Raw genomic sequence first — 11,124 nt, 5'->3', positions numbered from 1 at the left:
GCGCCCGATGCGCCGACCTTCGACATCGTCACCACCGCGCAGCCTCTGCATCAGCGCGCCCTCGCGCTCGCGCAGGCCATCACGCCGTAGACAGAAACCAGCCCCGCAAATTCAGGCAAGTGCTTGAATCACAAGGGAATCTCGTCTGAAGGGGCGTGGAACTTCAGACTAGAAGTCCACCAAGCTCAGGCCGATGCTGAGTACCGTGCGCTTGCGGTTGTAGTCCACCAGGGTATCGCCGTACCCGTAGAACAACTGCGTATGGAAGCGCAGGTTGCTGCGCACCGAGTCGCCGACCGCGGTCAGCCATTCGAGACGCACGGAGCCGCGTCCACTGTCGCGCAGGTTGTTGCGCACCGTAATGCCGAGCGTGTTGTCTCGGTTGAGGTTCCAGCGACCGGTGAGTTCGGCGCGCCCGATGTAGTTCGAGATATCGGGGTTGTCGTCGGTGGCGGCGTTCTCGGACAGGCGATTCCAGATGCGCCCCGTGATACTGAATTCGTCGCCCAGTTCCGCGCCGCCCATCAGATAGACGCGATTCCAGCTGCGCGAATAGGGCAGGCTCTGGCCGTTCGACTGGTGCACTAGGCCGAGCCCCGCATAGCGCCAACGCCAATCGCCCGGAAGCTTCACGTCGGTTGGATAGACATAGATCAGCTCAGGCTCATGGTCAGTGGTTCGAAAGGGCCGGGAGATGCCACCATTGAAGAGCTGCCATGTCGACTGCTGCGTGTACCCGAACCACAGCGAATCCTTTTTCGCCGGCTCGCCCTGCGTCAACAGGCCCTGCGCGAGCTTGGTGCGCACCGACAGGCCGATACGCATCTCATTGGCTTGGTAGGCGATGTCCGTGCCGGTGTGGTCCGGCGCCGGCGAGGTGGGGGTCTGCGGCGCATGGGTGGCCGCGGAGAATGAGACGTTCAGCGGCCGGTATCCACGAAAGTTGAAGGTGCCGCAGTCGCTGCCATTTTCCAGCTCCCAGAAGCGTGACAGTTCCGAGTACTGGCGATCTCGGCAGCCCTGCTCCGTCGTGACGGTCACCACGCGCGTGGCAGGCAGGGCGGCGTCGACCGGCGGTGGCAACTGGGCGGCCGCGAGTGCCGGCGGCGCTGCGGGGACCGCCTGGGCGGGCAGCGTCTGCTGCTGCGCCCAACGGTCGAAGCATGCCAGCCGTGCCTCCTTGTTCGCGTCCAACTTCTGGCACTGCTGCCATGTCAATTGGGCGCTGGCCAGGGGACTGGCCGGTTTGTCGGCAGGCTGTGCCTGCGCGCCCGCGGCGCCCAGACCCATGAGCAGTGCCGTGACGGCGATGGTCCATGTCTTCATTGCCAGCTGCCAGTCTTGTTGAGCAAGAGGGGGTGCGTGCTTCCATCGGAAGCATCACGCCATGTCCCCTTGAAGGCCCTGCCGCAGGAGCCGGACTGCAATTCGGCCGTCCAGACGCGGCTGATGCTGCGGCCATCCTGTGATTCGTCGATGTTGAGGACGCCGTCATCGTCGATGTCGCCCGCAAGTTGCGCGACCGATGGCGGCGCGGTCCCACGGTCACGGGTGACGGTACCTCGCACGCCGGCGTATTCGGGGTGCCGGGAGAGCCGCACTTTCGCGATGCCGGGAATCCCGTCGAAGCGGGCTTCCCAACTACCGAACAGCGCCTCGAGCGGCACGTCGCGGCCGTCCGTGGGGCAGGGGGCTGCAGGGATGGGCTGCATGGCTGTGCCCTGTGCCGCAGCGCCGCCGCACGCGGCCCAGGCGGCGATCAGAACGCACGCGATCCGGACCCTCATGGTGCTCCCGCGGCGGCCGCCGCCGCGGCTGCGTTGTCCTGGGCCTTGCGTGCGAACTCGGCCCGCAAGGCCTTCAGCTTCTCGCGCGGGTCTTCCTTGGCCGTCGTCTTGTCGAGGGCCATTTCAGCGATGAAGCGGCTCGGCTGGGCGGCGACCATCTCGCGGCCTTTCTTGCGCCGCTTGGTCCAGCTCACGGCCAGGCTGCGCTGCGCGCGCGTGATGCCGACATACATCAATCGGCGCTCTTCCTGTAGTCGTTCCAGCGTGCTCTCGCTGACTTTCTCCTGCCTGCCGCCATCGTCGTCCAGCTTGAAGGGCAGCAGGCCTTCGGTCACGCCGACGAGCATCACATGCGGCCACTCGAGTCCCTTGGACGCATGCAGCGTGGACAGCGTGACGACGTCCTGGTCCTTTTCCCGCTCGCTGATGGTCGACAGTAGGGAGATGGTCTGTGCCACTTCGAGCATGCTCTTGCGTTCGCTCTCGACCGTTGCGCCGGAAGCGTCGTCGATCTGCCCGCCGCAGCGCTGCGACATCCAGTCGCAGAACTCGAGCACGTTGGTCCATCGGCTCGCGGCGACCTGCTCGCTGTCCTCGCCGTCGTAGAGATGCTTCTCGTAGTCGATTTCCTTCAGCCATTCGGCGAGGAAGGCGCGCGCGTCCTCCGCGCCCACGGTGCGGCGGGCGCGGTACTCGAGGTCATTGATGTAGCGCCCGAACTCATGCAGGCCTTCCAGTGCACGCTTGGGCACGACGCTCGGCAGCGAGGATGAGAACAGTGCCTCGAACAGGCTCAGCTTGTACTGGCTCGCGAAGGTCCCGAGACTGGCCAGCGTGGTGTGTCCGATGCCGCGCTTGGGCGTGGTCACCGCGCGCAGAAAGGCGGGATCGTCGTCGTTGTTGACCCACAGGCGAAACCAGCCGCAAAGATCCTTGATCTCCGCGCGGTCAAAGAAACTCTGTCCGCCCGACACCTTGTAAGGAATCTGGGCCTTGCGAAGGGCCTGCTCGAAGACCCGTGCCTGGTGATTGGCACGGTAGAGGATCGCGAAGTCACGAAACTCCTTGTGCTGGGCGCCTTGCGTGGTGGCATCGCCCGCCCGCAGGCTCTGGATGCGGGCCACGGCGCGCTCGGCCTCGTGCGCCTCGCTGTCGGCATCGACCACCCGCACCGGCTCGCCTTCGCCGAGTTCGCTGAAGAGTGTCTTGGGAAAGAGCTTCGGGTTCGGCCCGATCACGTTGTTCGCGGCGCGCAGGATGGCGCTGGTGCTGCGGTAGTTCTGTTCGAGCTTGACGACCTTCAGGTTGGGATAGTCGATCGGCAGCTTCCTCAGGTTGTCGAGCGTTGCGCCACGCCAGCCGTAGATCGATTGGTCGTCGTCACCCACGGCGGTGAAGCGCCCACGCTCGCCGACCAGCGCCTTCAGCACTTCGTACTGCGTCGCGTTGGTGTCCTGGTACTCGTCCACCAGCACGTGGCCGAGCGCGGCCTGCCACTTCGCGCGTACCTCGTCATGCTGCTGCAGCAGCTTGAGCGGCATGCCGATCAGGTCGTCGAAGTCCACGCTCTGGTAGGCGGCCAGGCGCTCTTCGTAGTGCGCCATGATGCGGGCCGTGATGCGCTCGTTGTCGTCAGCCGCCTGCGCCTCGGCCTGCGCGGCATTCAGTCCCATGTTCTTCCACTTGCTGATGGTCCACTGCCAGATGCGTGCGGTTGCCGCGTCGGTGGTGCCGCCGGCATCCTTCAGGATCTTCGTCACGTCGTCGCTGTCGAGGATGCTGAAGGCCGGCTTCAGACCCAGCACGGCGCCATCCTCGCGCATCATGCGCACGCCCAGCGCGTGGAAGGTGCAGACCACCACGTGCTTCGCGTCCCGCCCGATCAGGCCCTTGGCGCGCTCGCGCATCTCGCTGGCCGCCTTGTTAGTGAAGGTGATGGCCGCGATGCGCTTGGGCTCGACGCCGGCCTGGATCAGGCGCGCGATCTTGTGCGTGATCACGCGCGTCTTGCCCGAGCCCGCGCCGGCGAGCACGAGGCAGGGGCCATGCATGTAGTTGACAGCTTCTTGTTGCGCGAGGTTGAGGCCAGAGGACATTGAGCGAACGGAAGGCGCAAAGCGGGCAATGATACGGGCCGTCGTCACCTCCACTGGTATGTATGGCTGTGTTAGACATGTGTGCTCATGTGCGCACCCGGGAAATACAGGCGGCAGTACGTCGCCTCGCAGTCGGCGCCAGAACGTCGATGCCAACGTCGACAATCGCCGCGTGCTCCAGATCTTCCTCGTCACAATCCCCTTTTTCGCATTGATCGCCGCCGGCTATACGGCGGCGCGTGCCGGCGCGTTGCCGCTGCCGGCCATCCCCGGATTGAACGTCTTCGTCCTCTATTTCGCATTGCCCTGCATGTTGTTTCGCTTCGGCGCGGGCGCGCCGATCGGGCAGCTTCTCGATGCCGGCGTGGCGCTGGTGTGGGGCGCGGGCGCGCTGGCCGTGGTTGGCGCCACGGTCGCGTTCAGCCGCAACCCGCGCATCGGCTGGAACGATGCCGCCTTCGGTGCGCTGGTGGCTGCTTTCCCGAACACCGGTTTCATGGGCGTTCCGTTGCTGGTGGCGATCCTCGGCACCCAGGCCGCTTCGCCAATGATCATCACGATCGCCTTCGACCTCGTCGTGACCTCTTCGTTGTGCATTGCTCTCTCGCGCCTCGATGGCGCGGACGAGCATGGAGCGGCCAAGGCGGCTCGCCAGGCGCTCAGAGGCATCCTGCAGAACCCGATGCCGTGGGCCATCCTCCTCGGCGCCCTGGTGTCGGCCACGCGCTTCGGCCTGCCGGGGCCGCTCGACCGCACGATCGCGATGCTGGGCGATGCGGCATCGCCGGTCGCGTTGTTCACCATCGGCGCCGTACTGGCGCGTTCTGCCTTGCTGGCCCGTGAGCATCGCGCGAGCGCGGTCGTCGCCAACGCCATGGGGAGCGCGGCGCCGGCGCCTCAGCTGGCGCCTTTGCGTGACGTGCTGCCCGTGGCGGCTGTCAAGCTGGTGGCGCATCCCTTGCTGATCTACGCCGCCGGCAGGGGCGTCATGGCGCTCGGATTGCCGCTGGGACAGCCGGCGCTGGTCGCCATCGTGCTCGTGGCGGCGCTGCCGAGCGCCAGCAATGTGTCGATGCTGGCCGAGCGTTTCGGTGCGGACAACGGCCGCATCGCCCGCATCATCCTCTGGACCACCGTGGCCGCCTTCTTCACCTTCCCGGCGGTTGCCGGCTGGCTGCGCTAAGGCGTGAGGACGCCCAGCTTGTAGGGGTCGGCGTCCGACAGCGCCTCGCAGCGCGAGACATCCCGCCCCTGGTTGCCGTCGCAATAGTAGGTGTTGTAGACGCGGCCGAACAGCGTGGGCGTGGACGTGAAGAGCACGCCCCGGTCGGGCCGCCAGCTCTCCTTGGGTGCGGGACCGGCAGTGGCCGCGGAGGTGGCCTGGGCTTCGCTGTGCGGGGTGGTGAATTCGGCCAATGTCCTGTAGACGCCCTCGCCCTGCCAGCGGCTGGTGAGTTCGCCGGGTTGAGGACGTGCCGAAACCGGGATCAGCAGGCCATTGATCTGGAACCCGCGTCCGAAGCGGTGTTCCTTGCCCGCGAGGAACGCATATGCACATGCGGCGTGGCATTGGCCCTTGGCTTCCGTATTGACCGAGGCGGCGCTGATTGCGCGCGCATATTCGCCCGCGACCTGGGCCGTGCCGCCCAACGAGTTCTCGAACACCACCGTCCGCACCTGGCCGCTCGCCAGATGAGCCGCGAAGTCCTTGATCGCGCTGCCATCCAGCATGCCTCGCACCACGAGGCGACTGCCTTCGAGCTCGAGCTCGGCCGCCTGCGAGCCGGCCGCCGCACAAGCAACCCAAACCCCCAACAAGATCCTGGACGGCGTCTTCACGGCGATTCCTTCTGCATGAGCTCGGACGAGCCCCAACTGTTGCACAGCTTTGTTAACCGCGTCAGTCGGCGACCCGTAGCGACTTCAGAGTATTTCCTACACGCGCGGGCCAATGCGCAGTGGATAGTGTTAACTATTGCTTTTGACTAATGCTTCCGTTTTCAAGAGCCTGCTACAGTGGTGTCACAAACCAGGAGTACGCGATGACGACTTTGATGCGCGGAGTGCTTTGGGCGGTCTGGCTCATCGGCGTGGGTTGGTTGTGGACACATGGTGACCTGGGTGTCGGCGGCGCGTTGTTGATTGGCGCGATGAGCCTTCTGGTCTTTCTATGGCCGCACACTGCTGGCCGCCGCCGGCGCACTGAATTGCGCTACGTCGAGATGGGCAAGCAGCCGATGGGCCTGCGCTGACGCGAGTCGGCCTCCGTCGACCCGGCGGGCCTTGTCTGCCTAGATGCTGTGCGGGTCCACGTCGACCAGCCAGCGGATCACTCCCTTGCCCTCCGGTTGGCGGCGAAGCTCGTGAAGCAGTGGCTGCCAGCCTGCAAGCAATCGCTGCAGGGCTGCGCGCGACCTGCTTTCGACCAGCATCTGCGCGCGCTCGACATTGGCCACGCGCTGGATGGCCAGCGGCACGGCCGGATAGCACGTCACCCGGTCTGCGGCCTCCAGCATCTGCGCCGAGGCACTAGCCGCATTGAGAAAGGCCTGCGCAGTCTCTTGCGAGCGGGCATCGGCGCGCAAGAGTGCCTGATAGGCGAACGGCGGCATGCCGGCGGCGGCTCGGTCCTCGAGTTCGCGTTGGGCGAAAGCCGCATAGTCGTGGCGGCGCAGCGCCTCGAACAGCGGATGCTGCGGATGATGGGTCTGGATCCACATCTCGGCCGTCGCGCCCTGCGTCGCAAGGTATGCGGCGTCACGTCCAGCCCGCCCCGCCGATTGCATCAGCAGGCCGAACAGCCGCTCCGGCGCCCGGAAATCGCTGGAGAAGAGCGCGCCATCCGGATTGATGGCCGCCACCAGCGTGACGCGACGGAAGTCGTGTCCCTTGGCGATCATCTGCGTGCCCACAAGCACGTCGACCTCGCCCGCATGCACCGCGGCAAGCTGCGATTCAAGGGCGCCCTGCTTGCGCGTGCTGTCGGCATCGATACGTGCGATGCGCACCGCGCTGCCGTCGGGGCGCTGCACGCTGGCGAACAGCTCGCCCAGATGTTCCTCGAGCCGTTCCGTGCCGCGGCCCACCGGTGCGATGTCCGGGTTGCCGCATGCCGGGCAGGCGCGCGGCACGCGTTCGGTGAAGCCGCAGTGATGACAACGCAAGGTGCGGTCGATCTTGTGGAACACGCGGTAGGCGCTGCAGTGCGGACACTCGCTCTTCCAGCCGCAGTCGCCGCAGGCCAGCACAGGCGCGTAGCCCCGCCGGTTGAGAAACACCATGCTCTGCTCGCCGCGTGCGATGCGCTGCCCGATGGCGTCGAGCAGCACCCCCGACAACACAGTCCTGGGCGGTTGCAGGTTCATGTCGACCATCCGTACGGCGGGCAGTGCACCCGAACCGACGCGGGAGGGCATTGAAAGGCGCAGATATCGCCCGCCTGCGTCCTGTCCTTCAGGCGGACGGCTCTGATGCCAGCTCTCGAGCGAGGGCGTGGCCGATCCCAGAATGACCTTGGCGCTTTCGCGTTGGCCGCGCCACACCGCGAGATCTCGCGCGGAGTAGCGCGCGCCTTCCTGCTGCTTGTAGCTCGGGTCGTGCTCTTCATCGACCACGATCAGCTTCAGCGCCGGCATCGAGGCGAACACCGCCATGCGCGTGCCAAGCACGATACGCGCCGCGCCGCTATGCGCCGCCAGCCAGCTGGTCAGGCGCTGCGGGTTCGTCATGCCGCTGTGCAGGGAAACCACCGCGCCGACGCCGAACTTCGCGTCGAAACGAGCCTTGAAGCGCGCTTCAAGCTGAGGCGTCAGGTTGATCTCCGGCACCATCACCAGGGCCTGCGCGGCCGGGTCCCGTTCCAGCAGCGTTGCCACGCTGCGCAAGTAGACCTCCGTCTTCCCGCTACCCGTGCTGCCGAACAGCAGAAAGGGGCCGGGTTCGGCGTCGAATCTGGCCAGTGCCTCTGCCTGCTCCGTGCTGAGCTCAACGCCCGCCGGCGCCTCGTCGGCGGCACCTGCTGCCACCGACGAGGCCTGTCGCTTGAGCCGGCGGGCCAGTTGCACCGCGCTGAGATCGCGCAGATGGGGTGGAAGCGCGGCCAGCGCGATCTCGCCGAGCGAACGCTGGTAGTAGCGCGCGGCGAACGCGACCATGTCACGCCACGCGTCGGCCAGCGGCGGCAGGGCATCCAGTACCGCGCCGATTGCCTTGAGTTCCATGGCTGGCGCCGAATTCGCATCTTGCGCACGCGCCCCCCAGACCACGCCCAGCACCTCGCGGCGCCCCAGTGGCACGCGCACCAGTGTCCCCGGCGCCAACGGCACCGCGCTGGCATAGCTCAGTACATCCCCTAGTGCGCTGTGTGCCGGCGTCTGGATTGCGACGTCGATGCACCAGTTCAAGGCTGGCTCCAGCTTTGTGGATTTCTTAACGCTGCTTTGAGCAAAACGGCCTAAGTTGTTGATTTCTCTGCACTTTGTGGGCCGTCCAGATTTTCTGTGGATAACTTTGTTGATATCCCGGCTCGACTCGTCGCCAGCCCTTGAAAATCAAGGCTCCGACTGGAATGCCCGCAAAAAAAGCAAAGTTCGAAATCCATATAAATCAACAACTTAGCGTCGCTATCGCTTTAGGAGCACGGGCCACAAGGCCTTGGATAATTTTGCGCACCGCAACAGCCGTTTTGTGCATAAGTCAGTCGGCCCTTACCTTTTCCGCCCTTGACAAATGCAAAGCAGGCGATCTCGTTTGCTTACATCCGATAACAATACTCAGATGCGCAGCGCACGCGATTGGGCATGTACTGCGTGGACCAGCGCCGCGACGTGGTCCGGCGGCGTGAATTGGCTGATACCGTGGCCCAGATTGAAGATATGCGTGGCTCCGGGCGCCAATGCATCCGTGTGCGGCTTGCCGAAACTTCGCAGCACCTTCGCCACCTCGGCTTCGATCCGCGTCGGCGGCGCGAACAACACGTTGGGATCGATGTTGCCTTGCAGCGCCTTCCCGCTGGGCCCTTCGCCCACGAGGGCGCGGGCAGCGCCCAGGTTGACCGTCCAGTCCAAGCCCAACACTTCGCATTCGAGCGCGCGCATCTCCTCCAGCCACAGCCCGCCGCCCTTGGTGAACACGACTCGCGGTACCGGCTGCCCGTCGGCGCCTTCGCGCTTCAATTGCGCCAGCACGCGCGCGGTATAGGCCAGACTGAATTCCTGGAAGGCGCCGTCGGCCAGTACGCCGCCCCAACTGTCGAACACCATCACGGCCTGCGCGCCGGCGTCGATCTGCGCATTGAGATAGGCAGCGACCGCATCGGCGTTCACCGTGAGCAGCCGGTGCATGAGATCGGGGCGGCTGTAGAGCAGCGTCTTCACCAGTCGGTAGTCGCTCGAGCCCGCGCCCTCGACCATGTAGCAGGCCAGGGTCCACGGGCTGCCCGAGAAGCCGATCAGCGGCACGCGGCCTTTGAGCGCGCGGCGGATCGAGGCCACGGCGTCGAATACGTAGCGCAGCTTCTCCATGTCCGGCACCTCGAGCGCCGAGATCGCCGCTTCATCGCGTACCGGGCGTGCGAAGCGCGGGCCCTCGCCAGCCTCGAAGGACAGGCCGAGGCCCATCGCGTCGGGGACCGTGAGGATGTCGGAGAAAAGGATCGCGGCGTCGAGCGGGAAGCGTTCGAGCGGTTGCAGCGTGACTTCGGTGGCGAAGTCGACGTTGGTCGCCAGGCCCATGAAACTGCCCGCCTTGGCCCGTGTCGCCACGTATTCAGGGAGGTAGCGTCCGGCTTGGCGCATCAGCCAGACGGGCGTGTGATCGGTCGCCTGTCGCCAGCAGGCGCGCAGGAAGGTGTCGTTTTGGAGAGGCGCGAAGGGCATTGCGCAATTGTCGCAGGGCGGCTTGCGCCGGCGCTATTCGACGGCAGCGGCGCAGCTTCACAAGCTTGCGGGCTGGTTGATTGTTGAACCCAGGTTAACGGCGGCTTGAATCCAGTGCTGCGTCATCAGCCCGTCGAGTTCCTAAAGTCGGCGATCCTTTCCATTCTCGAGCGCAGGACCGCCCCATGAAGACATACCGAATCGCAACCATCCCCGGAGACGGCATCGGCAAGGAGGTCATACCCGCCGGCCGAGAGGTGATGCAGGCCCTGGCCGCGGCCGATGGCGCGCTGCGTTTCGAATTCGAGGACTTCGGCTGGGGCGGCGACTGGTTCCGCCGGCATGGCGTGATGATGCCGGACGACGGCCTCGCGGCCCTGCGCGACAAGGACGCCATCCTGTTCGGCTCGGCCGGCGATCCGCACATCCCCGACCACATCACGCTGTGGGGCCTGCGCCTGAAGATCTGCCAGGGCTTCGACCAGTACGCCAATGTCCGGCCGACCCGCATCCTCCCCGGCATCGACGGTCCGCTGAAGCGCTGCACGCCCGAGCAGCTCGACTGGGTGATCGTGCGCGAGAACTCGGAGGGCGAGTACGCCGGCGTCGGTGGCCGCGTGCACCAGGGCCATCCCATCGAGGCGGCGACCGACGTCAGCATGATGACGCGCGCCGGCGTCGAACGCATCATGCGTTTCGCATTCAAGCTGGCCCAGTCGCGGCCCCGCAAGCTGCTGACCGTCGTCACGAAGAGCAACGCCCAGCGCCATGCGATGGTGATGTGGGATGAGATCGCCGTGCAGATCTCGAAGGAGTTTCCGGACGTCAGCTGGGACAAGGAACTCGTCGACGCCGCCACCGCGCGCATGGTGAACCGCCCGGCCTCGCTCGACACCATCGTCGCGACCAACCTGCACGCCGATATCCTGAGCGACCTCGCAGCCGCGCTGGCCGGCAGCCTGGGCATCGCACCGACGGGCAACATCGACCCCGAGCGCCGCTACCCGTCGATGTTCGAGCCCATCCATGGCTCGGCCTTCGACATCATGGGCAAGGGCCTGGCCAATCCGGTCGGCACCTTCTGGTCTGTGGTGATGCTGCTCGAACACCTGGGCGAGACGGCGGTCGCCGCTCGCCTGATGCAGGCCATCGAGCACGCCACGGCCAACCCCGTGCTTCACACCCGCGACCTCGGCGGCAGTGCCACCACGGCGGACGTCACACGGGCCGTCTGCGAGTGCCTGGCAGCCGGCCAGGGCCAGCGCCGCGCGGCTTGAGCCGCCCGCCCGCCCACGCATCAACAACGACACGGAGACAAACCTTGCCCGACGACTTCAGACTTCAACGCCGCCAGCTCATCCAGGC

General features: G+C 66.0%; 9 protein-coding genes. 3 read left to right on the top strand and 6 right to left on the bottom strand.

Annotation, left to right across the window (positions count from 1 at the left end; translation table 11 throughout):
• Nucleotides 1-168 precede the first annotated feature (168 nt).
• The 3 genes from AC1DNF_RS31785 to AC1DNF_RS31775 are packed head-to-tail and all read right to left on the bottom strand — an operon-like array spanning nucleotide 169 to nucleotide 3,883.
• Nucleotides 169-1,290: a phospholipase A gene (locus AC1DNF_RS31785; protein ID WP_478152645.1), complete on the bottom strand. Its 1,122-nt coding sequence runs from the start codon at nucleotides 1,288-1,290 to the stop codon at nucleotides 169-171.
• A gap of 32 nt (nucleotides 1,291-1,322) precedes the next feature.
• Complete coding sequence (locus tag AC1DNF_RS31780) at nucleotides 1,323-1,787, bottom strand: hypothetical protein (protein ID WP_478152644.1); 465 nt, start codon at nucleotides 1,785-1,787, stop codon at nucleotides 1,323-1,325.
• Complete coding sequence (locus AC1DNF_RS31775; protein WP_478152643.1) at nucleotides 1,784-3,883, bottom strand: ATP-dependent helicase; 2,100 nt, start codon at nucleotides 3,881-3,883, stop codon at nucleotides 1,784-1,786. The genes AC1DNF_RS31780 and AC1DNF_RS31775 overlap by 4 nt, the downstream gene beginning before the upstream one ends.
• 172 nt (nucleotides 3,884-4,055) lie before the next feature.
• Between AC1DNF_RS31775 and AC1DNF_RS31770 the strand changes: the two genes are divergently transcribed.
• Nucleotides 4,056-5,066: an AEC family transporter gene (locus AC1DNF_RS31770; RefSeq protein WP_478152642.1), complete on the top strand. Its 1,011-nt coding sequence runs from the start codon at nucleotides 4,056-4,058 to the stop codon at nucleotides 5,064-5,066.
• On the opposite strand, the gene AC1DNF_RS31765 is transcribed toward AC1DNF_RS31770, so the two are convergent.
• A complete protein-coding gene (locus tag AC1DNF_RS31765; RefSeq protein ID WP_478152641.1) occupies nucleotides 5,063-5,722 on the bottom strand; it encodes a hypothetical protein in 660 nt (219 codons plus the stop codon). The genes AC1DNF_RS31770 and AC1DNF_RS31765 overlap by 4 nt on opposite strands.
• Nucleotides 5,723-5,925: 203 nt before the next feature.
• Between AC1DNF_RS31765 and AC1DNF_RS31760 the strand changes: the two genes are divergently transcribed.
• Nucleotides 5,926-6,135 carry a hypothetical protein gene (locus AC1DNF_RS31760; protein ID WP_478152640.1) on the top strand — a complete coding sequence of 70 codons (210 nt, stop codon included), beginning with the start codon at nucleotides 5,926-5,928 and terminating at the stop codon, nucleotides 6,133-6,135.
• Nucleotides 6,136-6,174: 39 nt separating this feature from the next.
• Here the strand turns inward: AC1DNF_RS31760 and priA are convergent, their stop codons facing one another.
• Nucleotides 6,175-8,286 (bottom strand): replication restart helicase PriA, encoded by a 2,112-nt coding sequence (priA, locus tag AC1DNF_RS31755; protein WP_478152639.1) that lies wholly within the window; start codon nucleotides 8,284-8,286, stop codon nucleotides 6,175-6,177.
• 369 nt (nucleotides 8,287-8,655) lie between these two features.
• Entirely contained in the window at nucleotides 8,656-9,759 is a 1,104-nt protein-coding gene (gene hemE, locus AC1DNF_RS31750) for a uroporphyrinogen decarboxylase (protein ID WP_478152638.1), read from the bottom strand.
• A gap of 185 nt (nucleotides 9,760-9,944) precedes the next feature.
• On the opposite strand from hemE, the gene AC1DNF_RS31745 reads away from it, so the two are divergent.
• Entirely contained in the window at nucleotides 9,945-11,036 is a 1,092-nt protein-coding gene (locus AC1DNF_RS31745) for a tartrate dehydrogenase (protein ID WP_478152637.1), read from the top strand.
• Nucleotides 11,037-11,124: the final 88 nt, after the last annotated feature.

Source organism: Variovorax sp. 01T432 (assembly GCF_056398605.1).
The sequence above is the reverse complement of the archived record's forward strand: the minus strand, read 5'-3'. Positions and strand labels throughout refer to the sequence as shown.